The sequence below is a fragment of the Rhodopseudomonas sp. P2A-2r genome (assembly GCF_026015985.1).
Lineage (GTDB): Bacteria > Pseudomonadota > Alphaproteobacteria > Rhizobiales > Xanthobacteraceae > Tardiphaga.
In genome coordinates this window covers 5,874,266-5,900,344 of record NZ_CP110389.1, presented here as the reverse complement: position 1 = coordinate 5,900,344, position 26,079 = coordinate 5,874,266, and the positions used below count along the sequence as shown (strand labels likewise).

General features: G+C 64.1%; 19 protein-coding genes and 7 pseudogenes. 21 read left to right on the top strand and 5 right to left on the bottom strand.

The annotated features are described in order from the left end of the window. Window positions 1-47: 47 nt before the first annotated feature. From ONR75_RS28470 to ONR75_RS28435, 7 genes and pseudogenes are all read left to right on the top strand, one after another. Window positions 48-806: an SDR family NAD(P)-dependent oxidoreductase gene (locus ONR75_RS28470; RefSeq protein WP_265080191.1), complete on the top strand. Its 759-nt coding sequence runs from the start codon at window positions 48-50 to the stop codon at window positions 804-806. Window positions 807-941: 135 nt separating this feature from the next. After that, window positions 942-1,748 (top strand): enoyl-CoA hydratase/isomerase family protein, encoded by an 807-nt coding sequence (locus tag ONR75_RS28465; protein ID WP_265080190.1) that lies wholly within the window; start codon window positions 942-944, stop codon window positions 1,746-1,748. A 71-nt stretch (window positions 1,749-1,819) separates the two neighbouring features. Continuing rightward, window positions 1,820-3,693 (top strand): annotated as a pseudogene (locus ONR75_RS28460) (AMP-binding protein). Between the two features lie 55 nt (window positions 3,694-3,748). Continuing rightward, a complete protein-coding gene (locus ONR75_RS28455) occupies window positions 3,749-4,876 on the top strand; it encodes an acyl-CoA dehydrogenase family protein (RefSeq protein ID WP_265080189.1) in 1,128 nt (375 codons plus the stop codon). Between the two features lie 11 nt (window positions 4,877-4,887). Then, entirely contained in the window at window positions 4,888-6,132 is a 1,245-nt protein-coding gene (locus ONR75_RS28450) for an acyl-CoA dehydrogenase (protein WP_265080188.1), read from the top strand. A gap of 151 nt (window positions 6,133-6,283) precedes the next feature. Beyond that, window positions 6,284-7,527, top strand: a pseudogene (locus ONR75_RS28445) (acyl-CoA dehydrogenase). 19 nt (window positions 7,528-7,546) lie between these two features. Beyond that, a pseudogene (locus tag ONR75_RS28435) lies at window positions 7,547-8,361 on the top strand (nitroreductase). 201 nt (window positions 8,362-8,562) lie between these two features. Here the strand turns inward: ONR75_RS28435 and ONR75_RS28430 are convergent. After that, window positions 8,563-9,347 (bottom strand): annotated as a pseudogene (locus tag ONR75_RS28430) (enoyl-CoA hydratase/isomerase family protein). Between the two features lie 202 nt (window positions 9,348-9,549). On the opposite strand from ONR75_RS28430, the gene ONR75_RS28425 reads away from it, so the two are divergent. From ONR75_RS28425 to ONR75_RS28410, 4 genes are all read left to right on the top strand, one after another. After that, window positions 9,550-10,206 (top strand): Crp/Fnr family transcriptional regulator, encoded by a 657-nt coding sequence (locus tag ONR75_RS28425; protein ID WP_265080187.1) that lies wholly within the window; start codon window positions 9,550-9,552, stop codon window positions 10,204-10,206. A 16-nt stretch (window positions 10,207-10,222) separates the two neighbouring features. Then, entirely contained in the window at window positions 10,223-11,068 is an 846-nt protein-coding gene (locus tag ONR75_RS28420) for a DUF6537 domain-containing protein (RefSeq protein WP_265080186.1), read from the top strand. A gap of 137 nt (window positions 11,069-11,205) precedes the next feature. After that, entirely contained in the window at window positions 11,206-11,622 is a 417-nt protein-coding gene (locus tag ONR75_RS28415) for a DUF3307 domain-containing protein (RefSeq protein ID WP_265080185.1), read from the top strand. 131 nt (window positions 11,623-11,753) lie between these two features. Then, window positions 11,754-12,176: a hypothetical protein gene (locus tag ONR75_RS28410; protein ID WP_265080184.1), complete on the top strand. Its 423-nt coding sequence runs from the start codon at window positions 11,754-11,756 to the stop codon at window positions 12,174-12,176. On the opposite strand, the gene ONR75_RS28405 is transcribed toward ONR75_RS28410, so the two are convergent. Both ONR75_RS28405 and ONR75_RS28400 read right to left on the bottom strand, forming a co-directional pair. Continuing rightward, window positions 12,177-12,503, bottom strand: coding sequence for a YkgJ family cysteine cluster protein (locus ONR75_RS28405; protein WP_265083833.1), 327 nt, complete (start codon window positions 12,501-12,503; stop codon window positions 12,177-12,179). A gap of 113 nt (window positions 12,504-12,616) precedes the next feature. Beyond that, window positions 12,617-13,228, bottom strand: a complete 612-nt coding sequence (locus ONR75_RS28400) for a pyridoxamine 5'-phosphate oxidase family protein (RefSeq protein WP_265080183.1) — start codon at window positions 13,226-13,228, stop codon at window positions 12,617-12,619. 124 nt (window positions 13,229-13,352) lie between these two features. Here ONR75_RS28400 and ONR75_RS28395 point away from each other — a divergent pair, with 124 nt between their 5' ends. Continuing rightward, on the top strand, window positions 13,353-14,285 hold the full coding sequence (locus ONR75_RS28395; RefSeq protein WP_265080182.1) for a LysR family transcriptional regulator: 933 nt from the start codon (window positions 13,353-13,355) through the stop codon (window positions 14,283-14,285). A gap of 11 nt (window positions 14,286-14,296) precedes the next feature. Here the strand turns inward: ONR75_RS28395 and ONR75_RS28390 are convergent. Further along, window positions 14,297-14,710 (bottom strand): annotated as a pseudogene (locus ONR75_RS28390) (PaaI family thioesterase); the annotation flags it as partial. A 165-nt stretch (window positions 14,711-14,875) separates the two neighbouring features. Continuing rightward, window positions 14,876-16,049: pseudogene (gene pobA, locus ONR75_RS28385) on the bottom strand (4-hydroxybenzoate 3-monooxygenase). A 167-nt stretch (window positions 16,050-16,216) separates the two neighbouring features. Here pobA and ONR75_RS28380 point away from each other — a divergent pair. From ONR75_RS28380 to ONR75_RS28340, 9 genes and pseudogenes are all read left to right on the top strand, one after another. Then, window positions 16,217-17,227, top strand: coding sequence for a TRAP transporter substrate-binding protein (locus ONR75_RS28380; RefSeq protein ID WP_265080181.1), 1,011 nt, complete (start codon window positions 16,217-16,219; stop codon window positions 17,225-17,227). 250 nt (window positions 17,228-17,477) lie between these two features. Next, complete coding sequence (locus tag ONR75_RS28375) at window positions 17,478-17,972, top strand: TRAP transporter small permease (RefSeq protein WP_265080180.1); 495 nt, start codon at window positions 17,478-17,480, stop codon at window positions 17,970-17,972. Window positions 17,973-17,983: 11 nt separating this feature from the next. Then, on the top strand, window positions 17,984-19,288 hold the full coding sequence (locus tag ONR75_RS28370; RefSeq protein WP_265083832.1) for a TRAP transporter large permease: 1,305 nt from the start codon (window positions 17,984-17,986) through the stop codon (window positions 19,286-19,288). A 2-nt stretch (window positions 19,289-19,290) separates the two neighbouring features. Then, window positions 19,291-19,752: a DUF3237 domain-containing protein gene (locus tag ONR75_RS28365; RefSeq protein ID WP_265083831.1), complete on the top strand. Its 462-nt coding sequence runs from the start codon at window positions 19,291-19,293 to the stop codon at window positions 19,750-19,752. A gap of 113 nt (window positions 19,753-19,865) precedes the next feature. Further along, a complete protein-coding gene (locus ONR75_RS28360) occupies window positions 19,866-20,657 on the top strand; it encodes a crotonase/enoyl-CoA hydratase family protein (protein ID WP_265080179.1) in 792 nt (263 codons plus the stop codon). 41 nt (window positions 20,658-20,698) lie between these two features. Further along, on the top strand, window positions 20,699-22,582 hold the full coding sequence (locus tag ONR75_RS28355) for a feruloyl-CoA synthase (protein ID WP_265080178.1): 1,884 nt from the start codon (window positions 20,699-20,701) through the stop codon (window positions 22,580-22,582). Window positions 22,583-22,622: 40 nt separating this feature from the next. Beyond that, on the top strand, window positions 22,623-23,384 hold the full coding sequence (locus ONR75_RS28350; protein WP_265080177.1) for an SDR family NAD(P)-dependent oxidoreductase: 762 nt from the start codon (window positions 22,623-22,625) through the stop codon (window positions 23,382-23,384). Between the two features lie 127 nt (window positions 23,385-23,511). Continuing rightward, window positions 23,512-24,660: an ABC transporter substrate-binding protein gene (locus ONR75_RS28345; RefSeq protein ID WP_265080176.1), complete on the top strand. Its 1,149-nt coding sequence runs from the start codon at window positions 23,512-23,514 to the stop codon at window positions 24,658-24,660. Window positions 24,661-24,902: 242 nt separating this feature from the next. Next, window positions 24,903-26,050 (top strand): annotated as a pseudogene (locus ONR75_RS28340) (ABC transporter substrate-binding protein). Window positions 26,051-26,079: the final 29 nt, after the last annotated feature.

Below are 26,079 nucleotides of genomic sequence, written 5' to 3'. Positions count from 1 at the left end.
CAAGTTCAAGAAGAAAATCAGGAAACGCCCAAGGAAAGGCAAACTCGATGCAGTTGAAGGACGTGGCCGTATTCATCACCGGTGGCGGTTCTGGGCTGGGTGCTGCGACCGCACGCGCCATGGCGGCCAAGGGCGCCAAGGTCGCGGTGTTCGATCGCAGCCAGGAAAATGCCGAGAAGGTTGCAGCTGAAATCAAAGGCATATCCGTGGTCGGCGACGTCACCAGCGAGGCCGACGTGCAGGCTGGTCTGGCCAAGGCGGAAGCTGCGCACGGCATCGCGCGAGTGCTGGTCAACTGCGCCGGCATCGGCGGCTCGCAGCGCATCGTCGGCAAGCAGGGCGTCTATCCGTTGGAGAAATTCACCAACGTCATCATGGTCAACCTGATCGGCACCTTCAACGTGCTGCGGCTGTTCGCCGAACAGGCCGTGAAGCTGGATGCCGTCGGCGAAGAGCGCGGCGTCATCATCAACACCGCCTCTGTGGCTGCCTATGAAGGCCAGATCGGGCAGATCGCCTATTCGGCGTCGAAGGGTGGCGTCGTCGGCCTGACCCTGCCGGCCGCGCGCGACCTCGCCTCGCAGAAAATTCGCGTCAACACCATCGCGCCCGGCCTGTTTCTCACGCCGCTGCTGATGGGCCTCAACGAGGAAGCCCGCGCCAGCCTCGGCGCGCAGGTGCCGCACCCGGCGCGTCTTGGCGACGCCTCGGAATACGGCAACCTCGCGGTCCATATCGTCGAGAACCCGATGCTCAACGGCGAGACCATTCGTCTCGACGGCGCCATCCGCATGGCGCCGAGGTAGGACTCTTCCTTCCCCTCTCCCCCGGCGCAGCGAAGCTGCGCGCCGTGGGAGAGGGTGCCCGAACGAAGTGAGGGTGGGAGAGGGTCCAGCAATGACTGCCGGTGCTGGCGGAAACAAAAAACGCGGGAGTCCTTGGTGTCCAAACCGCTGCTGATCGATCATCGCGACGGCGTGGATCATGTCACGCTGAATCGGCCGGAGAGTCTGAACGCGCTCGATCCCTCGCTGATCGATGACCTCAGCGTTCACTTCCAGGGCCTGCAGCGCAACCGCGATACCCGCGTCGTGGTGCTGAAAGGCGCCGGTGCATCGTTCTGCGCCGGGCTTGATCTCAAGCATGCCATGACAAAGCGGGCCGGACGGCAGGAGATGCCCGGCGTGACGGAGTCGCTGGATTCGCAGCGCCGCATCGCCGACATCGTGATGCTGATGCGGCGCTGCCCGCAACCGATCATCGCCTTGGTGCAGGGCGCCGCTGCCGGCGGTGGCTTCGCGCTGGCGCTGGCGGCAGACATCCGCATCGCCACCACCTCGGCGCGGATGAACTGCGCCTTCATCAAGCTCGGCCTCGGCGGCTGCGACATCGGCACCAGCTATTTTTTGCCGCGTCTCGTCGGCGTCTCCGTCGCTTCGGAACTGATCCTCACCGGCCGCTTCATTCACGCGGAGCGTGCGCTGGCCGTCGGGCTGGTCTCCGAAGTCGTCGAGGAGGGCAGTCTTGAGTCTGCCGCTGCGCCCTATGTCGAGGCCATGATGATGGCCTCGCCGGTGGGGCTGCGGCTGTCGAAGGAATGCCTCAACATGGCGGTGGATGCCGGCTCGATGGAGGCGGTGATTGCCATGGAAGACCGTAACCAGGTGCTGTGCAGCCGTTCGGAAGATTTTGAGGAAGGCATCCGCGCCTTCATGGAAAAGCGCAAGCCGGTTTACGTGCGGCGCTAGAGTGTGATCGACTGCTGAAACACAGGTCCGTCAAGAGACCGTGGAAAAGAATGCGAACGGGAGAAGATCAGATGAACGCACAGGCCGCCACGGTTTTCACAAAGCCGGCGTTCCGAAAAATCAACTGGCTGCCGCGCGACATCGACGTCGTCAGGCGGGCGGACGGCGTCATCGTCATCAAGTCGAACTTTCCGCTCAAGGACTACGAGCCGCATCTCCCGGTTTCGCTGGCGAAGTGGGCGGTGCAGAAGCCCGATGGCGTCTGGCTGGCGCAGCGCGCTGGCGCCGACCGTGCCTGGCGCAAGATCACCTATGCGCAGGCCAAGCGCGAAGTCGACGGTCTGACCCAGGCGCTGCTCGACATGAAGCTGCCGGAAGGCGCGCCGGTGGCGATCCTGTCCGGCAATTCCATCGAGCATGCGCTGATGACCCAGGCGGCGATGCAGGCGCGGCTGCCCGCGGCGCCGGTGTCGCCGGCCTATTCGCTGATGAGTCAGGATCACGTCAAGCTGAAGTATCTGTTCGATCTGATCAAGCCGGCCGTGGTGATGATGCAGGACGGCCCGACCTTCGAGAAGGCGTTGAAGGCGCTCGACCTCGATGGCATCAGGGTCATTCACGTGACCCGTCCGTGCGACGGCATCGCCAGCACGGCTTTCGCCGATCTCGCCGCGACCCCGGTGACATCGGCCGTGTCCGACTCGATCGCGGCGATCACGCCGGATACGGTTGGAAAGCTGCTGTTCACCTCGGGCTCCACCGGGATGCCCAAGGCGGTGATCAACACCCAGCGCATGATGACGGCCAACGCTGCGCAGATGATGCAGTGTCGGCCGCGCGATCCCAACGGGCCGCCCACCGTCTACATCGACTGGATGCCATGGAACCACACCATGGGCGGCAACGCATTGTTCAACCCGGTGCTGACCGAAGGCGGCACGCTGTACATTGACGACGGCAAGCCGGTGCCGGGGATGATCGAGGAGACGCTGAACAATCTGCGCGAGATCTCGCCGACCTATTACGCCAACGTGCCGGCCGGCTATGCCGTGCTGGCCGCGGCGATGGAGAAGGACGATGCGCTATGCCGCAACTTCTTCAAGAATCTCACGCTGATGGGCTATGGCGGCGCGCGGCTGCCCGACGATCTCTATGACCGCATGCAGGCACTGGCGGTGCGCGCCACAGGCGAGCGCATCGTGTTCTATACCGGCTGGGGGCCACCGAAACGGCGCCGACCTCGACCGGGACCTATTGGGAGACCGAGCGCGTCGGCCTGATAGGCCTGCCGTTTCCCGGCGTCGAGCTGAAGATGGTGCCGGTCGGCGCCAAGTACGAATTGCGGCTGCGCGGCGTTAACGTCACGCCGGGCTACTATCGCCAGCCGGAACTGACGGCGGCGGCTTTCGACGAGGAAGGCTTCTACAAGATCGGCGATGCCGGCGTGTTCGTCGATCCCGAAGATCCTGTCCAAGGGTTGATCTTCTCCGGTCGCGTGGTCGAGGATTTCAAGCTGACCACCGGCACGTTCGTCCATGTAGGCTCGCTGCGCACCGATGTCATCGCGGCGGCGACGCCGGTGATGCAGGACGCGCTGATCACCGGACAGGACCTGCCCTATATCGGCGTGTTGGCGTGGCCGAATCTGGCCGCCTGCCGCCTGCTGGTCGGCAATCCCGACGCGACATTTGCCGATGTGGTGAAGCATCCGGCCGTCCTGCAGTGTCTGAAGGACGGCCTGCAGGCGCACAACGCGTCTAGCGAAGGCGCCAGCAGCCGGCGCATCGCGCGCGCCATGCTGATGGAGGAGCCGGCCAGCATCGATGGCAACGAACTCACCGACAAGGGCTACATCAACCAGCGCGCCGGCTTGGAACGCCGCGCGGCGCTGGTGAAGCAGCTCTATGCGGAGCATCCGGCTGCGGATGTGATGGTGCTGAATTGAAGCCGCCCCGGAATGACAACTCCATATTCTTGAACAACCAGCAGAGTATCCAGCCATGAACTTCGATTTCTCCGACGACCAGAAACAGCTCCGCGACCAAGCCCGCCGCTTCCTCGCCGAAAAATGCCCGCCGAAGGCCGTGCGCGAGGTGCTCGACGGCAAGGCAACCTATGACAAGGCGCTTTGGAAGGGCCTCGCGGAGATGGGTTTTCTCGGCGTCGCCATTCCCGAGGAATTCGGCGGCACCGGCGCCGGACATCTGGAACTGTGCGTGATCGCCGAGGAGATGGGTCGTGCGCTGGCGCCGGTGCCGTTCTCCTCCACGGTCTATCTCGCTGCCGAGGCGCTGCTGCTGGCCGGGTCAGATGCGCAGAAGAAAAAGTGGCTGCCGCTGATCGCGTCGGGCGAGGCGATCGGCACGCTGGCGCTGTTCGAAGGCTCCGGCAACCCGTCGCCGGACAAGATCCAGCTGGTCGCCGCCAACGGCATGCTGAGCGGCACCAAGAAGCCGGTGCCCGACGGCGCCATCGCCGATTTCGCCATCGTCGCCGCGCGCACGGCCTCGACCGGCCGCGAGACCGACATCGCGCTGTTCATCGTCGACCTCAAGGGCGACGGCGTGGAAGCCAAGGCGCTGGCCAATGTCGATCCGTCGCGCCAGCAGGCCGTGATCACCTTCAAGAACGCAAAAGCCGAACTGCTCGGCGCCGCCAATGAAGGCTGGAGCATCCTGTCGCGCGTGCTCGACCGTGCTGCGGTACTGGTCGCCTTCGAACAGGTCGGCGGCTCCGACCGCGCGCTGGAAATGGGCCGCGACTACGCGCTCGACCGTATCGCGTTCGGTCGGCAGATCGGCTCGTTCCAGGCGGTCAAGCACATGCTCGCCGACATGTATGTGTCGGCCACGCTGGCGCGCTCGAACTGCTACTATGGCGCCTGGGCGCTCTCGACGAATGCTTCTGAATTGCCGGAAGCCGCCGCCGCCGCGCGCATCAGTGCGACGCAAGCATTCCAGCATTGCTCCAAGAATAATATCCAGGTCCATGGCGGCATGGGATTCACCTGGGAGTTCGATTGCCACATGTACTACCGCCGCTCCAATGCGCTGGCGCTCGGGCTGGGCAGCCTATCGTACTGGGAAGACCAGTTGATCGATCGCATGCGCCAGCGCAACGCGGCTTGAGGATCAGAGAAATGAATTTCGATGACACCCCGCAGGAGGCCGCGTTCCGCGCCGAAGCAAAAGCCTGGATCGCGGCCAACGCGCCGAAGCAGTACGAGGATGAACTGAAGAAGGCTTCGCTCGGCCGCATCCAGCTCAAGAGCAACAATATTCTCGACGTCGCAAAGGCCTGGCAAAAGAAAAAGGCCGATGCCGGCTGGGCGGTGCCGCATTGGCCGAAAGATTATGGCGGCCGCGGCGCGACGCCCATCGAGCGGGTGATCTGGCAGCAGGAGGAGGGCGTGTTTGGCAAGCTCGGCGCGCTGTTCATCATCGGTCACGGTATGTGCGGGCCGACCATGATGGCCTATGCCTCCGAAGACCAGAAGCGGCACTACCTGCCGCCGCTGGCGTCGGGCGAAAACATCTGGTGCCAGTTGTTCTCGGAGCCCGCCGGCGGCTCCGACGTCGCCGGCCTGCGCACCCGCGCCGAGAAGGACGGCGATGACTGGGTCATCAACGGCCAGAAGATCTGGACCTCGGGCGCACATTATTCGGACTACGGCATTCTCATCACCCGGACCGACCCGAACGTGGCCAAGCACAAGGGTCTCACTATGTTCTTCCTCGACATGAAGAGCCCGGGCGTCGAGATCAAGCCGATCAAGCAGGCCAACGGCCAGTCGGAATTCAACGAGGTGTATTTCACCGACGTGCGGATTTCCGACGCGCAGCGGCTCGGCGCCGTCGGCGATGGCTGGAACGTATCGCTGACCACGCTGATGAACGAGCGCATGGCGATCGGCGCGGGCATGGCCACCGGCTTTCCGGAACTGTTCGAGTTCTGCAGCAACCTGATGCTCGAGGATGGCCCGGCCATCGACGATCGCGCAGTGCGCTCGAAGCTGGCGAGTTGGGCGGTGAAGGCCCGCGGCCTGAAATACACCAGCTTCCGCGCCATCTCGGCGCTGTCGCGCGGCGAGCGGCCGGGGCCGGAAAACTCCATCGGCAAGCTGGTGGCGGGCTCCATGCTGCAGGACGTGGCGACCTATGCCCTCGACCTGCAGGGCGCCGCCGGCGTGCTGACCGGGCCGGACGAGGCCGACGCCGCGGGAAAATTCCAGGCCATGCTGCTCCGCTCGCCGGCCACCCGCGTCGAGGGCGGCACCGACGAAATCCTGCGCAACATCATCGCCGAGCGCGTGTTGGGCCTGCCCGGCGATATCCGGGTCGACAAGGACGTGCCGTTCAACAAGATCCCCACACGGGAACGATAGAGTTCGTGTCCCGGACGCGGTGCAGCGCCCTTCGCGCTGCTCCGCAGATCCGGGACCCATATACCAGAAGCAAAATGGGCCCCGGATCAGCAGCGCACCGCTTCGCGCTGCGCGGCATCCGGGGCGCGATTCCTGAAATGAGGATGAGCAGATGAATTTCGATGATACCCCGCAGGAAGCCGCCTTTCGTGCCGAGGCGAAAGCCTGGATCGCCGCCAACGCGCCGAAGGCGTACGAGGCTGAGCTGTCGAAGACCTCGGTCGGCCGCATCAAGCTGCAGCATGAGGATATCGTGTCGGTCGCCAAGGACTGGCAGAAGACAAAGTCCGATGGCGGCTGGGTCTGCCTGCACTGGCCGAAGGAATATGGCGGCCGCGGCGCCACGCCGGTCGAGCGCGTGATCTGGCAGCAGGAGGAGGGCGTCTACGGCAAACTTACCCATCCGTTCCAGATCGGCGAAGGCATGTGCGGCCCGACGGTGATGGCCTATGGCAGCGAGGACGACAAGCGTCGTTACCTGCCGAAGATCGCCTCCGGCGAGGAGATCTGGTGCCAGCTGTTTTCCGAACCCGCCGGCGGCTCCGACGTTGCCGGCCTGCGCACCCGTGCGGAGAGGGACGGCGATGGCTGGATCGTCAACGGCCAGAAGATCTGGACCTCGGGCGCGCATTATTCCGATTACGGCCTGCTGATCACCCGGACCGATCCCAACGTGCCCAAGCACAAGGGTCTCACCATGTTCTATCTGGACATGAAGAGCCCGGGCGTCGAGGTCAAGCCGATTAAGCAGGCCAACGGCATGCAGGAATTCAACGAGGTGTTCTTCACCAACGTCCGCATTCCCGACTCGCAGCGGCTGGGCGCCGTCGGCGACGGCTGGAACGTGTCGCTGACCACCCTGATGAATGAGCGCATGTCGATCGGGGCGCGGCTGGCCAACGGTTTCCCGGAGCTGTTCGAGTTCTGCAGCAACCTGATGCTGGAGGACGGTCCGGCCATCGACGACCGCGCGGTGCGCTCCAAGCTGGCCGACTGGGCGGTGAAGTCGAGCGGGCTGAAATACACCAGCTACCGTGCGGTGTCGGCGCTGTCGAAGGGGAGCGGCCGGGGCCGGAGAATTCCATCGGCAAGCTGGTCGCCGGCGCCATGGCCCAGGACATCGCGACCTTCGCCATGGACCTGCAGGGCGCTTCGGGCATGCTGACCGATCCGGCGATGGCGGAGGTCGGCGGCCAGTTCCAGGCCATGCTGCTGCAGTCGCCCTCGATCCGGATCGCCGGCGGCACCGACGAGATCCTGCGCAATATCATCGCCGAGCGCGTGCTCGGCCTGCCCGGCGACATCCGCGTCGACAAGGACGTGCCGTTCAACAAGATCCCGACCAAGGGACGGTAGCTCTCGTGTCCCGGACGCGATGCGGCATTCTTTATGCCGCTTCGCAGATCCGGGATCGTCGCGAACGCCGGTATGTGCGACGGCCCCGGCTCTGCGAAGCGATAGTCCGTATCGCATCGCGTCCGCGGGACGTGTCTCACTTTATGAGGACTTCATGACCGACCCCGCCATCGACACTCTCGAAACCCTGCTCGCCGCGCGCTATTCCTGCCGCGCCTTCAAGCCGGAACCGGTGCCGCGCCAGACGATCGATCGCTTGCTCAGCGCCGCGCAAAAACCGCGTCGTGGTGCAACAGCCAGCCGTGGCAGGTCACCATCACTTCCGGCGAGGCGACGAAAAGATTTCGCGACCTGCTGTATCCGCTGGCGGCGTCGGGCGCGCCGAATGTCGGTGACTTTCCGTTTCCGCGGGAATATCGCGGGGTCTATCTGGAGCGCCGGCGCGAAAGCGGATTCCAGCTCTACAACACGCTAGGCATCGCGCGCGGCGACAAGGCGGCGTACACGAAACAGGCGCTGGAAAATTTCAATTTCTTCGGCGCGCCGCATGTGGCGATCATCACCACAGACGAAGCGCTCGGGGTCTACGGCGCGGTGGATTGCGGTGGCTATGTCAGCAACTTCATGCTGGCGGCGCAGGCGCTCGGCCTCGCGACCGTGCCGCAGGCGGCGCTGGCGTTTCATGCCAAAGTGGTGCGCGAGCATTTCGGCATGGGCGACGACCGCCGCATGGTATGCGGCATCTCGTTCGGATTCCCGGACAGCGGCAACAAGGTCAACAGCTACCGGACGACGCGGGCGGCGTTGCCGGATGTCGCGACGTTTGTGGAATAGAGTTTTTCTTTCTTCCCCTCTCCCCCGCGCGGCGAAGCCGCGCAAGGTGGGAGAGGGTGCCTTCGCGAAGCGAAGGCGGGAGAGGGGCGCCACGCGCTCCTCAGAAGAGCCCCTCTCCCGTCTCGAACACGCTGCGCGTGTTCGATCCACCCTCTCCCGCCCAACGCAGCTGCGCTGCGTTCGGGGGAGAGGGGACAGACTTCAAAACCGCGGCGCGCGTTTCTCCGCGAATGCCAGGATGCCTTCCTTGATCTCGGCGCCGCGCATGCTGTCGCGGGCGCGCTGGTTGGCGGCGTCCGCGTCGAGTTCGCCGCGGGCGAATTCATTGATGGCTTGCTTCATGCCGCGCATGGCGGATGGCGCGTTGCCGGCGAGGATGGTGGCGAGCCCGTCGACTTCCTCGTCCAGCGTTTCCGCCGGCGCAGTGGCGGTGAGGTAGCCAATCCGCAGCATCTCCGGCGCGTCGATCTTCTGCGCGGTTAGGAACAGCTTCTTGGCGTTGTCGACGCCGAGCCGGGTCACGTAACGCTGGATGCCGCTCTTGTAATAATGCAGGCCGAGCCTTGCTGCCGGCATGAACATCTCGCAGCTGTCGACGCCGATGCGGAAATCGCAGGCCAGCGCCAGGTCGGTGGAGCCGCCATAGACCCCGCCATTGAGCCGGCAGATGGTCGGCAGCGCCAGATCCTCGAGCCGGTTGGCGACGTTCTCGAAGGACGAGCCGGCGCTTGGCTGCTCGGCTTCGCTGCCGGCGCGTTCCGCAATGGCGCCAAGATCGAAGCCGGCGCTGAAGGCGCGGCCGGTCCCGGTCAGCACCAGCACCCGGATGGCGGGATCGGCTTCGACCTGGTCGAACTGGGCCAGCAGCGCGTCGAGATCGGCCGGCTGCAGCCGGTTCAGGTGCTTCGGACGGTTCAGCCGAATGGTGGCGCGGGGGCCGTCGACGGTCAGAATCGGGGGCCGGCGGTGTCCGTCGTTGCCGACATGTTGTTCTCCTTGGGCAGGGCCGTCGCAAATTGCCTGCGCTGTCACAGCAGGTCAACGCGGCCAACCTATATAAGTGTGATCGATCTCACGGAAGCGGGGCGGCATTTTCGCTGGGATCGGTTATATATTCCACCAAGGATGGTGCTCCCGATCACTGGCATGGCGGGAGCGCATCGAGTTCCGGAACGATCGGCACTTCCCATGGATATGGACTATCTTCACCACGCCGGCAGCGCGTTCGCATCGATCTTTGTGGTGGCGACCTGCACCATGAGAACGATGATCCCGCTGCGGGTGTTCGGCATTCTGACCAATGTGATCTTGATCGGAATCTCGATTCCGACCCACAATTATCCGACCATGGTGCTGCACGCGGTGCTGCTGCCGCTCAATGCCTATCGCCTGCACCAGATGCTGCAACTGGTGCGGGACGTGAAGAAGTCGGTCAACAGCGACCTGTCGATGGAATGGCTGAAGCCGTTCATGACCGAACGCAGGTGCGAGGCCGGGGAAGCACTCTTCTACAAGGACGAGAAAGCCGAGGACATGTTCTACATCGTCAGCGGCCGCTATCGCCTGGTGGAATCCGGCATTGAACTGCCGGTCGGCGCCATCGTCGGCGAACTCGGCATGCTGTCGCCGTCCAACGAGCGGACCCAGACGCTGGAATGCATCGAGGCGGGCACCGTGCTGAGCGTGAGCTATAGCCAGGTCGAAGAGCTCTACGTGCAGAATCCGGAGTTCGGCTTTTTCTTCCTGCGCTTGGCGAGCGCCCGGTTGTTCGAGAATATCGATACTCTGGAGCGCCGTCTGGCGAAGAACAGCGGCGCGGCGGTGGTCGCCGTGCAGCCGGCCTAGGGGCAGGAAACCTTACGTGGCAGGCTTCATCTCCGCAATTCGCGCCACGCTGACCGAGCTGATGGGTCAGGACGATACGGCGGCGCCTTGCCTGCCGCCCGGCCTGCCCGATGAGGTCAGGACGGTGGCGCTGCAGGGCGTGGCGATCCTGATCGACTACCAGGGGCCCGGTTATGCGCAGCTCTATTGCGACCGGATGCGCCGCTTCGTCGGTCGTCGCGGCGTCGATGACGCCCTGTTCTGCGAGATCGCGCGCCTGCTGGCGGTGCGCATGAGCTACCATGATCCGATCCGGATCGCGCAGCTCAAGCTCGCCGAGCCGCTCGCCGCCGGCCGCGCGCCGGTGGTCGATATCAGGCGATTCCGGGCCGACGAACTGATCTCGGCGCTGCCGGAGATCGTCGGCGATCCCGTGCTGTGGGCCCTGGAATCCGTCAGTTGCTCGCACCGGACGATCGCCATGCGCTTCAGCAACGTCGGCTGGTGGAGCAGGCGACGGCTCAGGCTGGAAGCTTCGTTGCGGCGCTGGCGGTTGCTGTCGGTTCGCTATGAGGCGGAGCGGCGCTGGGTCGAGCGCTGGCTGCACATGATCGACCGCGCGCTGACGAATCGTCCGGAGGCGGTCGCAGCGATCGTGCAGACCGCCACGATGATCGAGGGGTATGGCACCGGCTACCGACACGGCCTTGCCGCTTGGCATCAGATCATCGACGGTTTGGCGAAGCCTGTTTTCGACGGTGCGCTGCACCTGCCCGATCTGGCCGACGCCATCCGACGCGCCCGCGCGGTACCTCTCGATCCCAAGGGTGACCAATTGCGCAGGGCGATCGCGGAGATTCGGGCGCGGGCCCGAACGCCATGAGCCAGTCCGTTACCGGGCATCGTTGCCGGGAAACCACGCCCGCCTGGAAGCAGTGGGTTTCCCGGTTCCGTGGCGTGCATTCTGCGATTTGTGCTGTCATAAATGCACATCGTTGCTGATCCCAGAGGGGCATGGGCTTGTCACTTCCCGCAATGTCGTCGTCGGTTGTCTTGGCGCCTTTGGTCGGATGGATGCTGGTCCTGACGGTCAAGCATGTGGTCGCGGATTTCTTGCTGCAAAACGCCTGGATGGCGAAGGGCAAGGACCAGAAGACCGGTTGGGCACTGCCGCTGCTGGCGCATTGCTCCGTGCATCTGGTGCTCACCACTTTGATCATGCTGATCATCGCGCCGCGGTTCTGGTTCATCGGACCGGTCGATTTTGCGATCCACATCACCATCGACCGGCTCAAGGGAATTTGCGTGTCCAGGTTGGGCGTGACGCTGCAGCACCCTTGGTTCTGGTCGCTGATCGGGATCGACCAGGCGCTTCATCACCTGACCGGGTTTGCCCTTGCGATCTTCATCGCCGCGAACAGCGGATCCGCCGTCTAGCCGGGGCGGGAATGTGGCGCGGCTGCCTTATTCATCGAGATCGTTCAAGAGTCCCCCGATAACGTACTGGGGTTGTGGTTAACCTTCCATTAGTAATTTACGTTGCATCGTCGCAGCTGAGGAGAAACCCCATGTGGTCCAGCCGCGAAGCCTTCGAGAACGATTTCTGTCCGGTCCAAGATGATCTGCTCGGTGCGATGTACCGGGCGAATGAGAATGGTCTGCCGCAGCTCGTCGAGAGCGTCTCGTCCGATGTCCGTGCGATGTTGGCGCTGTTCTGCTACCGCCGCAGTCATCTGCACTCGCTGGCGCTTTCCATCGCCGCCAGCTGCGATGAGCGCGAACTGATCCAGCTGGGCGGTCGCGTTGGCTCGACGCTTTATGCGTTAGCGCATGAAACGACCGCGGCGCGACCCGCCGCCACCTCGTCCTACGGCAACCGCAAGGCGATCACGCTGTCGACCAAGCCGCTCACCACGTTCTCGCCGGTGACGGATGACGAGCTTGACGAGGACATCGAAACAGCCGGCAATCGCGTTCACGTCACGGCTTGATTAAAGGCCGCTCTCGTCGGGAGCGCACTCCAGCACTGGCAGCCCATGTCGGCGCCGCGCCATGGCGCATTCCGGGTCGCCGGGCATGCAGGTCCGACACACGTCCGGCCTGATCTCATAAATGCCGCACGCCGTGCTCTCGCCGACCTTGCCGGTCAGGGCCGAACAGCGATCGCCGTCGCAGCGCATGCCGGACAGCCGCTCGTTTACATATTTTTCCGGAATGAGATCGAGCGCCTCGTCGTCCTCGATGGTGAACCGCGGCCAGTTGCTGGAATATGAACAGCATGCCCCGCAGGCCTGGCATGGGCTCGTCTCGGCAGGCATTGTTGTGATGGCAGTCATCGCTGTGTCTTAGCGCGGACACGTCAGCGCCGATACACCTCTCGTCATTCCGGGTTCGCTCGGGCTGCACCCTCACGCCCCCGGAACGACGAGCTCTATCCCTTCAGTTGCGCCAGTTCCGCTTCCAGCTCGGCGATCCGCGCATCGCGCGATGCCAATGCGGCGGCCACGTCCGCGGCGTCGAATTTTTGTGGAATGTGCTGCGGGCAGTTCGTGTCCCACGCCGAGATATTGAAGACGATCACCTGTTCCGGCCGCGCCCTGTATCCCTGCGGCATCAGGCTGGCGAGCAGCGCCGGATCGTCCTCCACCACGCGCGCCTCGCCCCAGATCTTCACGCGGCGGCGATGCGCATAATCCATCAGGAAAATCTGCGCCTTCGGGTTTTCTGTGAGATTGCCCTGGCTGATGAACTGCTGATTGCCCTTGTAGTCGGCAAAGGCCAGCGTCTGCTTGTCCAGAACCTTCACGAAACCCTTGGGGCCCCCGCGATGCTGGATGTAAGGCTGACCATCGGCGCTTGCGGTTGCCAGGAACAGGCTGTCGGCCTCGGCCAGGACCGCCGCAAGGTGGTCATCGACCTCGCTGCGCCAGCCGCCATTCTGTTCGACCCGCGCATAGGCCTCGCGCGAGCCTTTGCGCGCCTGAATCGCCTTGACCGCCGGCGTGAAGGCGACGTCGCTGGAATAATGCTGGGTCCTGGTCATTCGAATCTCCCAAGAATGTCTCAGGCGAGCGATATTTCTCGTCACGCCCCAAGATGGCTCCGTCCACGAAATTTGAGAATAATCGCAATTGACACTTCATTGTTGCGGAATATGAAATAACGCCATGGATCGCATCGACGCCATGACCGCCTTTGTCGCGGTTGCCGACCTCCGGGGCTTTGCGCCCGCCGCGCGAAAAATGGGGCTGTCGGCCTCCAACGTCACCCGGCTGATCGCCGCGCTCGAAGAGCGCGTCGGCGCTCGGCTGCTGCAGCGAACCACGCGCTCGGTGACCCTCACCGACGTCGGCGCGCGTTATCTGGAACGCGCTCGCCGCATCCTGGCCGATATCGAGGAGGCCGAAGGCTCCGCTCGGGCCGAGCGCACCCTGCCGAGCGGCCGGCTGGTCGTGTCGGCGCCGGTCGGTTTCGGACGGATCCATGTCACGCCGCTGATGTCGAGCTATCTGCAACGCTATCCCTCCGTCAGCGGCGAGTTGCGCCTGACAGACCGGGTGATCAACATGGTCGAGGACGGCGTCGATGCCGCGATCAGGATCGGTCATCTTCCGGATTCCAGCCTGGTGACGCGCAGTCTCGGCAGCATGCGGCGCATCGTGGTGGCGTCGCCGGATTATCTCGCGCGGCGCGGCCAACTGAAGGCGCCCGCCGAGCTTGCCGGCCACGACACCATCCAGTTCGGCGCCACGGCGGCTGTGCCGGAATGGCGCTTCCTCGTCGACGGCAAGGAGATCCGCGTCAGCCATGCGCCGCGCTTCACCTGCAACGTGGCGGATGCCGCGACCTGGCACGCGGAGCACGGCGGTGGACTCGCCAGCGTGCTGGCCTATCAGGCAGCTGACGCCATCGCGGCGGGACGGCTGGACGTCGTGCTGGCGGATTTCGAGTTGCCGGCGATGCCGATCCACGTGGTCTATCCGACGTCGCGTTTGCTTTCCGCCAAGGTGCGGACGTTCATCGATCTCGCGCTGGAGACCGCCGACTGGCATTTCGACGCGCGGTCGGCAGGCCGGCACAAGAAGCCGCGCGCTGAATGAATGCGGTTATTCTTTTTCTGCACCACGCTGAAGCTGGCACTGGCGCGTGCGCAGGGCACGCCGTCGACGATCACCAGGCACTGCGCGAAGCATAGCGTGCGGCCGGTCTTGATCACCTCGGTCTCGACCTGCAGCCATTGCCCGACTTTGGCCGGGCCGATGAAGTCGACCGACAGGCTGGCGGTTACCAGTCGCGTCGCGCCGCCGAGCTGATGCCCGCAACTCAATCCCATGGCGTTGTCGGCCAGCGACGTGATCAAGCCGCCATGGGCCATGCCGCGCGAATTGGTGTGCGGCAGCGCCAGCCTCAGGCCGATGATGACAGCCTTGTCGGTGCGCTTGGAATAGATCGGCTCCCACGGATCGGTCAGCGGGCTCTGACGGAAGTGGCGCTCGAAGCCAGCGGGGATGTCGGTGGTGGTCATGCAGTGGCGCTCGCGATGGAGGAGGTTGTCTCCATATGAGCCGGATCGTGCTGCCGAGGACAGAGCAACAAAGTTTAAAACGAGATTTCAAACGGGTTGCGATCGGTCGTCATTCCAAGGTCGCGCGCAGCTCGCGCTGCGCACGCCCCGGAATGACAGCTGTGTTCAATACGGCAGCCCCACGTAATTCTCCGCCAGCGACGCCGTCGCCGCCTGCGAATGCACGACGTAGTCGAGTTCGGCCTGCTGGATCTTGCCGCCAAATCCGTCGGCGTCGGGGAAGCGGTGCATCATCGAGGTCATCCACCATGAGAACCGCACCGCCTTCCACACCCGCTTCAGCGCGCGCGCCGAATAGAAGTCGATGCCGACCGAGGATTTCTCGTCGTAGAACTCGCGCAGCGCCTGCGACAGGTAATGGACGTCGGAAGCGGCGAGGTTGAGCCCCTTGGCGCCGGTCGGCGGTACGATGTGGGCAGCGTCGCCGGCCAGGAACATCCGGCCGAAGCGCATCGGCTCGGCGACGAAACTGCGCAGCGGCGCAATGCTCTTTTCGATCGACGGTCCGGTGACCAGCGCCTCGGCGGCTTCGGGGTCGAGCCGCGCGCGCAACTCGTCCCAGAACCGGTCGTCGGACCATTCCTCGACATGCTCGTCGAGAGAGCACTGCACGTAATAGCGGCTGCGGGTTGTCGAGCGCATCGAGCACAGCGCGAAACCGCGCTCGTGATTGGTGTAGATCAGTTCCGGCGAGACCGGCGGGGTGTCGGAGAGCAGGCCGAGCCAGCCGAACGGATAGACCCGCTCGTAGGTTTGCACTGCGGTAGAAGGCACGCTCTGCCGGCTGACGCCGTGAAAGCCATCGCAGCCGGCAATGAAATCGCAGGCGAGTTCGTGGCCGACGCCATCCTTGACGTAACGCACGCGCGGATGGTCGGTGTCGAAGTCGTGCAGGCTGACCTGGTCGGCGTCGTAGACCGTGGTGAGGCCGGCCTTGGCGCGGGCATCCATCAGGTCGCGGGTGACCTCGGTCTGGCCGTACACGGTGACCGATTTGCCGCCGGAGGCCCGTTTCAGGTCGATGCGATGCCGGATGCCGCCGAACAGCAGTTCTATGCCGTCATGGATCAACCCTTCATGGTGCAGCCGCTCGGTAATCCCCAGCTGTTCCATCAGGCCGACCGCGCCCTGTTCGAGCACGCCGGCGCGAGATCCGGCCGAGCACGTAGGCTGGGTCCTTGCGTTCCAGGATGACGTTGTCGATTCCGTAGGAATGGAGCAGCTGCCCAAGCAGGAGACCCGCCGGGCCGGCGCCGATGATTGCTACTTTTGTCCGCAACACTTGCTCCTGCATTTCTTATAGGTTTGTCGGGCCCGCAGCGCCGCGAGTGAAGAGGTCGCGGATCGTTGCAGGCTCGGCTTGCAATGATAATTATATCATATAACAATATTCGCAAAGGGGTCGTTCAAGACCCCACGTCCAAAGGCCAAGGGGAGAAGATGTCAATGAGGAAAGCCATTCTGGCGTTGCTGGTTGCGGCCAGCGTGACGCCCGCGCTCGCGCAGGACAAGACCGTCAACATGAAGGTGTCGCTGTGGGTGCCGCCGGCGCATCCGCTGGTGCCGGCCACGCAGGCATGGGCTGCCGACATCGAAAAGGTCTCCGGCGGCACCATCAAGATGTCGGTGTTTCCCTCCGAACAGCTCGGCAAGGCGTTCGACCATTACGACATGGCGCGCGACGGCATCGCCGACATCACCTACGTCAATCCCGGCTACCAGCCCGGCCGCTTCCCGATCGTGGCTGCCGGCCAGCTGCCGTTCGTGTTCTCCGACGCCAAGAAGGGGACGCTGGCGCTCAACGAATGGTATCACAAATACGCCCCGACCGAGATGAAGGACACCAAGCTGTGCTTCGCCTTCATCCATGATCCCGGCACCCTGCACGGCAAGAAGAAGATCGTTGTGCCGTCCGATCTCAATGGCGTGAAGGTCCGCCCGGCGCAGAGCACCATCGGCGAGATGGTCAAGCTGTTCGGCGGCACCAACGTGCAGGCCTCGGCGCCGGAATCCCGCGACGCCATCGAGCGCGGCGTCGCCGACGAAATCGCGTTCCCGTGGGGGTCGATCTTCCTGTTCGGCATCGACAAGGTGGTTAAGTATCACATCGATACGCCGCTCTACACCACGGTGTTCACCTACAACATCAATCTGGCCAAATACAATTCCATGTCGGACGGCCAGAAGAAGATCATCGATGATCACTGCACGCCGGAATGGGCATCCAAGGTCACCGATCCCTGGACCGACTTCGAGGCTAACGGCCGCACCAAGATGAAGGCGCTGGAAGGTCATGAGGTCTACAAGCTGACGCCGGAACAGCTGGCCGAATGGAAGAAGGGCGTCGAGCCGCTGCACGCCAGCTGGGCCGCGCAGGTCAAGAAGGCCGGCGGCGACGCCGACAAGGTCGACGCGGATCTCAAGGCTGCGCTGAAGAAATACGACGCGGGATTGTAAGTTCTTAACCTCTCCCCGCTCTTGCGGGGAGAGGTCGGCTTTCACGCGCTTGCGCGTGGGTGCCGGTTGAGGGGCGAAGCCACACACTGCCCCATCATGAGCACCATGCCGCGCGATTGCCCCTCACCCCGACCCTCTCCCCGTAAGAACGGGGAGAGGGAGCCGTTAGTCTGCGAGTTTTCATGACCACCATCCCCGAAGTCTCTCCCGACGGCGCGCTGTCGCTGCCACCTCCACCGAAAAAGACGTGATGGATCGCTTCATCGATTCCATCGAATGGATCGCCGCGTTCTTCGTCGGTATCGTCGCGCTCAACACCTTCGTCGCCGTCTTCATGCGAAAATTCTTCGCGGTGACGATTCCCGACTATTACAATGTCGGACAGTTCATGCTCGGCATCCTGATCTTCTGGGGCATTGCCGCCACCAGCTATCGCGGCTCGCACATCACCGTCGATTTGGTGTGGGCCAACGCCACGCCGAAATACCAGCGCTGGATCGACATCTTCGCCACGCTGGTGCTGCTGTTCGTGGTGACGGTGCAGACCTACACTTTGTTCGACAAGGTGGCGGATACCTGGCGCAGCAACCTTGTCACCATGGACCTGCAGCTGCCGGTGTGGCCGTTCTTCCTGGTGTCGTGGGTCGGCGACGTCTCCGCCGTGCTGCTGATCGCCATCCGCACCTACAGGCTCATCATGCATCCCGAGCAGATGCATGAACCCAAAATCAAGACCGCAGAGTAGCCGCCATGGAATTGAGCAATGAAGCGGTCGCCCTGATCGGGTTCGTCAGCCTGTTCGTCCTGATGCTGCTGCGGGTGCCGGTCGGCATGGCCATGGGCCTAGTCGGCATCACCGGATTCGGCTATCTCACCGGCTTCGCGCCGGCGCTGAAACTGGTCGGCCAGACCACCATGCGGACGGTGACGGACTATTCGTTCGGCGTCATCCCGATGTTTCTGCTGATGGGCGCCTTCGTCTCGGTGTCCGGCATCAGCCGCGAGTTGTTTCGCGCCGCCAACACTTTTGTCGGCCACTGGAAGGGCGGGCTGGGCATCGCCACCATCGCCGCCTGCGGCGGCTTCGCCGCGATCTCGGGATCTTCGGTGGCGACCGCCGCAACGTTCTCCGCCGTCGCCTATCCGGAGATGCGGCGCTTCAAATATCCACAGAGCTTTGCCACCGGCGTCATCGCGGTCGGCGGCACGCTCGGCGCCATGCTGCCGCCATCCACGGTGCTCGCCGTCTACGGCATCATCACCCAGCAGGACATCGGCAAGCTGTTCATTGCCGGCATCGTGCCCGGCCTGCTGGCAATCGTCATGCACATGATCACCATCTTCATCATCGGCGTGGTCAAGCCGGACTTCCTGCCAGCCGGACCGAAGGCCTCGTGGCGCGACCGGGCGCTGGCGATCCGCGACGTGTGGTCGCCGTTGTTGCTGTTCATCTTCGTGATCGGCGGCCTGTATGGCGGCTTCTTCATTCCGACGGAAGCCGGCGCGGTCGGTGCGGTCGGCGCGTTCCTGATCGGCGTGCTCCGCGGCAAGCTGAACCGCGAGGGCATTCTGCAATCGCTGCTGCAGGCGACTCGGACGGCGGCTGCCGTCTTCACTGTGCTGATCGGCGCGCTGTGCTTCGGCTATTTCCTCACAATCACCCAGACCCCGCAGCACGTCACCGAGTTTCTCACCGGGCTGGGCATCGGTCCCTACGGCGTGCTGGCGCTGATCCTGCTGATGTATCTGGTGCTCGGCTGCCTGATGGATGCCATGGCCATGGTGATCCTCACCGTGCCGATCGTGTTCCCAGTGGTGATGGCGCTGGGCTTCGACCCGATCTGGTTCGGCATCGTCATCGTCATGACTGTCGAACTCGGCCTGATTCATCCGCCGGTCGGCATGAATGTGTTCGTCATCAAGAGCGTGATCAAGGACGTCACCATGTCCACCATCTTCAAGGGCGTACTGCCCTTCGTGGTCACCGACCTGATCCGGTTGGTGCTGCTGATCCTGTTCCCGCTGATCGCCACCTGGCTGCCGACGCGGATGATCGGATGACCATGACACCCGCGCTTGCGACAAAGTACGTCTTCACCCTGACGATCAAGATCGGCGCGCCGATCGTCGCCGGCGATCTCGGCCATGGCATCCGCCGTATCATTCCGATCCTCGGCGGTTCGGTGAGCGGCGAGGGGATGTCCGGCACCATCTATCCGGTCGGCGCGGATTATCAGACCATCCGGCCGGACGGTTTTACCGAGGTCGTGGCAAATTACGCGTTCGAGATGGACGATGGCGCGGTGATCTACATCGAGAACGTCGGCGTCCGCTTCGGGCCGAAGGAAGCGCTGGACCGCATCGCCCGCGGCGAGGCCGTCGATCCCGCGCTGATCTATTTCCGTTCGGTGCCGAAGTTCGAGACCGGCAGCGCGCAATACCGCTGGCTGATGCAGCACCTGTTTATCGGTGTCGGCACAAGGCATCCCGATCGCGTGGTGATCGACGTTCATCAGGTGTTGTAGAAGCGGTCTTTCTTCCCTCTCCCATGCGCGAAACATCGCATACCGCAGTGCAAGATTGACTCACGCGCCAATCGTTATAAAATATAACTATTCTCACTAGGACATATTGTGCCATGGTCGACGCCACTCCCATCGCAGCCTCTTTGCTAACCATCCAGACCGTCGGTCGGGTGCTGACTGTGGGCCTGAACCGACCGGCTAAGCGCAACGCGCTGAACGATTCCATCATCCTCGAAATCGAGAAGTGTTTTACCGATTTGCCGGATGATATCGGGGCCGTGGTGGTGCACGGCATCGGTGAGCATTTCTGCGCTGGCCTCGATCTGTCCGAACTCTCCGAGCGCGATGCCAGCGAAGGCATGTTGCATTCGCGGAGCTGGCACCGGGCGTTCGACCGCGTGCAATATTGCCGCGTGCCGGTGATCGCCGCGATGCGGGGCGCGGTGATCGGCGGCGGGCTCGAGCTGGCCTGCGCGGCGCATATCCGCGTCGCCGAGCCTTCGGCCTATTTCGCGCTGCCGGAGGGCAGCCGCGGCATCTTTGTGGGCGGCGGTGGGTCAGTCCGCCTGCCGCGTCTGATCGGTGTGGCGCGGATGGCCGACATGATGCTGACCGGGCGGATTTACCCGGCCGCCGAAGGCGTCCAGCACGGCTTCGCGCAATATCTCACCGCTGAGGGCGGCGCCTTCGACAAGGCGATGGAGCTTGCCGAGCGCGTGGCGCAGAATGCGCCGATGACCAATTTCGCGGTGCTGCAGGCGCTGCCGCTGATCGCCGACGCCAGTCCGCAGACCGGGCTGTTGCTGGAATCGCTGATGGCCGGGGTGGCGCAGAGCGACAAGGAGGCCAAGCGGCGGATCCAGGATTTTCTCGATCGAAAGGCGGCAAAGGTACAGCCCACCTGACGACGGACTACGAAAAAATATAACCAGGGTCGAAACAAACAATGTCTGCAACAGCCGAAATGCGCGATCAGACGACACGAGCCGGCTCGGCGCATCCGCTGCGCCAGATTTCGTTCGGCGACACCACGGTTACCGTCGAACGTCGGGACGACGGCACCATCTATCTGCGGCCGACCAATCCGATCGGCGACTACCCGACGCGCCTCACGGACTATCTGCATCATTGGGCCAAGGAGGCGCCCGACCGTGTTTTCATGGCCGAACGCAACGCGTCCGGGGGCTGGCGCGAGGTACGCTATGCGGAGATGCTGCAGACCACGCGCCACATCGCTTCGGCGCTGCTGACGCGCGGCCTGTCCGCCGACCGGCCGATCGTGATCCTGTCCGGCAATTCGGTGGATCACGCTTTGCTGGCCTTCGGCGCGCTCTACGCCGGCATTCCCTATGTCCCGGTGTCGCCAGCTTATTCGCTGGTCTCCAAGGACTACGGCAAGCTGTCCTACCTGATGAAGCTGCTGACGCCCGGCATGGTGTTCGTCGACGACGCCGATGCTTTTGCCGGTGCGATCCACGCCAACGTGCCTGCTGATGTCGAGGTGGTGATGTCATTCGGCACGCTGCCGGACCGCCGCGTCACCTTGCTGGCCGACCTGCTGGCGACGCCGGTGACCGCTGATCTCGATGCAGTCCATGAGGCCATCGGCCCCGACAGCATCGCCAAATTCCTGCTGACCTCGGGTTCGACCGGCAACCCGAAAGCGGTGATCAACACCCAGCGCATGCTGTGCGCCAACCAGATCATGCTGCGCGACACGCTGGCCTTTCTGAAGGACGAGCCGCCTGTCATCATCGACTGGCTGCCGTGGAATCACACCTTTGGCGGCAACCACAACGTCGGGCTGACGCTGTTCAACGGCGGCTCGATGTATCTCGACGACGGCAAGCCGACGCCGGCAGGCATCGCGGCCACCATCCGGAATCTCCGCGAGATCTCGCCGACGGTCTATTTCAACGTGCCGAAGGGCTACGAATCGCTGTTGCCCTATCTGCGCGACGACGCCGAACTGCGGGAGAAGTTCTTCCACCGGCTGCATGCGATGTTCTTCAGCGGCGCCGGCCTGTCGCCGTTCGTGTGGAATAGCCTCGACGAACTGTCGGTGCAGCAGACCGGCGTTCGCGTGCCGATGCTGACGGGGCTCGGCGCCACCGAGACCGCGCCGTTCTTCATGTGCGTGACGCCGCTGACCAGCCGCTCCGGCCATGTCGGCCTTCCGGTGCCCGGCAACGAAGCCAAACTGGTGCCCAACAACGGCAAGCTGGAAGTCCGCGCCAAGGGCCCGAACGTCACGCCGGGCTACTGGCGCGAACCGGAATTGACCGCGAAGGCGTTCGACGAGGAAGGCTACTATATCTTCGGCGACGCGCTGAAGCCGGTCGATCCCGACGACCTGTCCGCCGGGTTCGATTTCGACGGCCGCATCTCCGAGGATTTCAAGCTCGGCAGCGGCACCTGGGTCAGCGTCGGCCCGCTGCGCGCGCGCTTCATCGCCACCTGCGCGCCTCTGGTGCGTGACGTGGTGATCGCCGGCATCAATCGCGACGAACTGTCGGCGCTGGTGGTGCTCGATCTCGATGGGTGCCGACTGATCAATCCCACGTTGCCGCTCGACGACCTCAAGGCGACCGCGGCCGATCCCTTGGTCCGCGCCGCATTCCGCGAGCGGCTGCAGGCATTTCTGGCCGGCTCGACGGGTTCCTCGACGCGCATCACCCGCGCGGTACTGCTCGACACGCCGCTGTCCATCGATGTCGGCGAGATCACAGACAAGGGCTCGGTCAACCAGCGCAAGGTGCTGGAGCATCGCGCCGCCTTGATCGAGGCCATCTATGCGGGCGCGGAGGACGCGCACGTCATTACGCCCTAGCAGAAGCCATCGTCACGTTGCGACACCACGGGAGAATTCCATGCAGTTGAAAGACCACGCCGCGCTTGTGACCGGCGGTGCATCCGGCCTCGGCGCAGCGACCGCGCGAAAACTCGCCGGGCAGGGGGCCAAGGTCGCTGTGCTCGACCTCAACATGGCGCTGGCTGAAAAAGTCGCCAAGGAGATCGGCGGCGTCGCCGTGCATTGCGACGTGTCGGATGCCGCGTCCGGCGAAGCCGCGGTCGCGGCCGCCGCCAAGGCCCATGGCGCCGCGCGGGTGCTGGTCAACTGCGCCGGCATCGGCGTCGCCAAGCGGGTGATCGGCCGCGAAGGCCCGATGGCGCTGGGCGATTTCGACAAGGTCATCCGGGTCAACCTGATCGGCTCGTTCAACATGATCCGGCTGGCCACTGATCCGATGTCGAAGCTGGAGCCGCTGGAGGGTGGCGAGCGCGGCGTGGTGATCTCGACCGCTTCGGTTGCCGCCTATGATGGCCAGATCGGGCAGGCTGCCTATTCGGCCTCCAAAGGCGGTATTGTCGGCATGACGCTGCCGATCGCCCGCGAACTGGCCCAGTTCGGCATCCGCGTCCTGACCATCGCGCCCGGCCTGTTCATGACGCCGCTGCTGGGCGCTCTGCCGCAGGAGGCCCAGGACAGCCTGGCTGCGGCGATTCCGTTCCCGCGCCGGCTCGGCCACGCCGACGAGTTCGCCTCGCTGGCGCTGCACATGATCGACAATCCCTACCTCAACGGCGAGGTGGTCAGGCTGGATGCGTCCTTGCGCATGGCACCGCGCTAGGCTGCGGCGAAGGGTCGACTGGCCGGGGCCTTTCCCCCGCCAGTGCCCTGACCTAAAGAAGGGGCTGATTAAAGCTGCGAAGTTTGATCTAGAAGACCCAGAAAAAACGAACCCCAGGGAGATACCAATGACCAAGCTCAGTTTGGCGATAGCGGCTGTGGCTGCCTCGCTGGCCATCGCCGGCCCGGTGCAGGCGCAGACCCCCGAGATCACCATCGGCATCACCACCACCACCACGGGCCCCGCCGCAGCCCTCGGCATTCCCGAGCGCAATGCGCTGGAATTCGTGCCGAAGGAAATCGGCGGCGTGCCGCTCAAGGTCGTCGTGCTCGACGACGGCGGCGATCCGACCATCGCCACCACCAACGCCCGCCGCTTCGTCACCGAATCCAAGGCCGATATCATCATGGGCTCGGCGACCACGCCGCCCACGGTGGCGGTTTCCACCGTCGCCAACGAAGCCGGCATCCCGCATTTCGGCCTGGCACCGTTCCCGATTTCGCCGGAGCGCGCGAAGTGGTCGGTCGCCATGCCGCAGCCGATCCCGATCGTCGGCAAGGTGATGTACGACCACATGAAGGCGCACAACATCAAGACCGTCGGCTATATCGGCTATTCGGACAGCTACGGCGATCTCTGGTTCAACGATCTCAAGGCCCAGGGGCCGGCGATGGGCATCAGCATTGCTGCCGAAGAGCGCTTTGCCCGCCCTGATACGTCGGTGACCGGACAGGTCCTGAAGCTGGTCGCGGCAAATCCCGATGCCGTGCTGGTCGGCGCCTCCGGCACCGCCGCAGCGCTGCCGCAGACCGAACTGCGCGCGCGCGGCTACAAGGGCCTGATCTATCAGACCCACGGCGCGGCCTCGATGGACTTCATCCGCATCGCAGGTCCGGCCGCTGAAGGCGTGCTGATGGCCTCGGGTCCGGTGATGTATCCGGAAGGCCAGGACGACAGCGCGCTGACCAAGAAGCCCGGCCTCGCGCTCAACACCGCCTATGAAGCCAAGTATGGCCCGAACAGCCGCAGCCAGTTCGCCGGCCATTCCTATGACGCGTTCGAGATCCTCAAGCGGGTCATCCCGGTGGCGCTGAAGACCGCCAAGCCCGGCACGCCGGAATTCCGCGAAGCGATCCGCCAGGCGCTGATGACCGAGAAGGACTTGGCCGCCAGCCAGGGCGTCTACAACTTCACCGAAAAGGATCGCTACGGCCTCGACGAGCGCTCGCGCATCCTGCTCACGGTGAAGGACGGCAAATACGTCATGGTCAAGTAAGACCGGACGCGTTCGATGTCAGCCGGCCCCCGCAAGGGGCCGGCTTTTTGTGGCTGGGCCATGCGGTGCGGTCTGGCTGCCCGGCAGCGGTCGCGGTTGAGATCGGGGCGGTATCGCTTTAAGTCTGCACCCCTCCCACGGTCCGGGCGACGCATCACCCTGCCAGGACCGTCCAGCCCTGCCCGACAGGAGATCGCCCGGTCATCGTTCGGGCGGACGGCAGTCACTTGAAAGAACAACGAATGACCAGACTTCATGTGGCCATGGTGGCTGTCGCCGCCACATTGGCCGTCGCCTCGCCGTCTTGGGCGCAGACCTCCGACATCACCATCGGCATTAGCCTGTCGACCACCGGTCCCGCCGCGGCGCTGGGGTGCCCGAGCGCAATGCGCTGGAATTCGTACCGAAGGAGATCGGCGGTGTGCCGCTGAAACTGATCGTGCTCGATGATGGAGGCGATCCCGCCACGGCGACCACCAATGCGCGGCGCTTCGTGACCGAGTCGAAGGCCGATCTGATGATCGGCTCGTCGATCGTGCCGTCGTCGGTTGCGATGTCCACCGTCGCCAACGAGGCCGGCATTCCGCATTTCAGCCTGTCGCCGATGCCGTTCACGCCTGCCCGCGAAAAGTGGTCGGTGGACATGCCGCAGCCGGTCGCGATCGTCGGCCGGGTGATGTACGACCACATGAAGGCGCATGGCATCAAGACCGTGGGCTATATCGGCTATTCGGATTCCTATGGCGACCTGTGGTTCTCCGACCTCAAGGCGCAGACCGCGTCGCTGGGCATGGCCATCGTCGACGACGAGCGTTTCGCGCGGCCGGATACGTCGATCACCGGCCAGGTGCTGAAGCTGGTCGCCGCCAATCCCGATGCGATCCTGGTCGGCGCCGCCGGTGCCGGCGCCGGCATGCCGCAAACGGAATTGCGTGCCCGCGGCTACAAGGGCCTGATCTACCAGACCCACGGCGCCGCCGTGATGGACTTCATCCGCATCGCCGGCGCTTCCGCCGAAGGCGTGCTGATGGCTTCCGGCCCGGTGATGAATCCCGAGGGCCAGCCCGACAGCGCGCTGACCAAGAAGCCCGGCCTCGCGCTCAACGCCGCCTACGAGGCCAAATATGGCCCGGACAGCCGCAACCAGTTTGCCGGCCATTCCTATGATGCGTTCGAAGTCTTGAAGCGCGTCATTCCGGTGGCGCTGAAGACCGCCAAGCCCGGCACGCCGGAATTCCGCGAGGCGATCCGCCAGGCGTTGATGTCGGAAAAGGAAATCGCCGCAACGCAGGGCGTCTACAACTTCACCGACAAGGACCGCAACGGCGTCGACGATCGCTCGCGCATCCTGCTGACGGTGAAGAACGGCAAGTACGTTCCGGCGCAGTAGTTACTCGTCTGTGGTCCCGGCCAAGCGAG

Excerpts from the sequence above, each read along its gene's own strand:
- ONR75_RS28470 (WP_265080191.1), top strand. The coding sequence starts at position 48 with ATGCAGTTGAAGGACGTGGCCGTATTCATCACCGGTGGCGGTTCTGGG.
- ONR75_RS28455 (WP_265080189.1), top strand. The coding sequence starts at position 3,749 with ATGAACTTCGATTTCTCCGACGACCAGAAACAGCTCCGCGACCAAGCC.
- ONR75_RS28450 (WP_265080188.1), top strand. The coding sequence starts at position 4,888 with ATGAATTTCGATGACACCCCGCAGGAGGCCGCGTTCCGCGCCGAAGCA.
- ONR75_RS28425 (WP_265080187.1), top strand. The coding sequence starts at position 9,550 with ATGGATATGGACTATCTTCACCACGCCGGCAGCGCGTTCGCATCGATC.
- ONR75_RS28410 (WP_265080184.1), top strand. The coding sequence starts at position 11,754 with ATGTGGTCCAGCCGCGAAGCCTTCGAGAACGATTTCTGTCCGGTCCAA.
- ONR75_RS28405 (WP_265083833.1), bottom strand. The coding sequence starts at position 12,503 with ATGCCTGCCGAGACGAGCCCATGCCAGGCCTGCGGGGCATGCTGTTCA.
- ONR75_RS28400 (WP_265080183.1), bottom strand. The coding sequence starts at position 13,228 with ATGACCAGGACCCAGCATTATTCCAGCGACGTCGCCTTCACGCCGGCG.
- ONR75_RS28395 (WP_265080182.1), top strand. The coding sequence starts at position 13,353 with ATGGATCGCATCGACGCCATGACCGCCTTTGTCGCGGTTGCCGACCTC.
- ONR75_RS28380 (WP_265080181.1), top strand. The coding sequence starts at position 16,217 with ATGAGGAAAGCCATTCTGGCGTTGCTGGTTGCGGCCAGCGTGACGCCC.
- ONR75_RS28375 (WP_265080180.1), top strand. The coding sequence starts at position 17,478 with ATGGATCGCTTCATCGATTCCATCGAATGGATCGCCGCGTTCTTCGTC.
- ONR75_RS28365 (WP_265083831.1), top strand. The coding sequence starts at position 19,291 with ATGACACCCGCGCTTGCGACAAAGTACGTCTTCACCCTGACGATCAAG.
- ONR75_RS28360 (WP_265080179.1), top strand. The coding sequence starts at position 19,866 with ATGGTCGACGCCACTCCCATCGCAGCCTCTTTGCTAACCATCCAGACC.
- ONR75_RS28355 (WP_265080178.1), top strand. The coding sequence starts at position 20,699 with ATGTCTGCAACAGCCGAAATGCGCGATCAGACGACACGAGCCGGCTCG.
- ONR75_RS28350 (WP_265080177.1), top strand. The coding sequence starts at position 22,623 with ATGCAGTTGAAAGACCACGCCGCGCTTGTGACCGGCGGTGCATCCGGC.
- ONR75_RS28345 (WP_265080176.1), top strand. The coding sequence starts at position 23,512 with ATGACCAAGCTCAGTTTGGCGATAGCGGCTGTGGCTGCCTCGCTGGCC.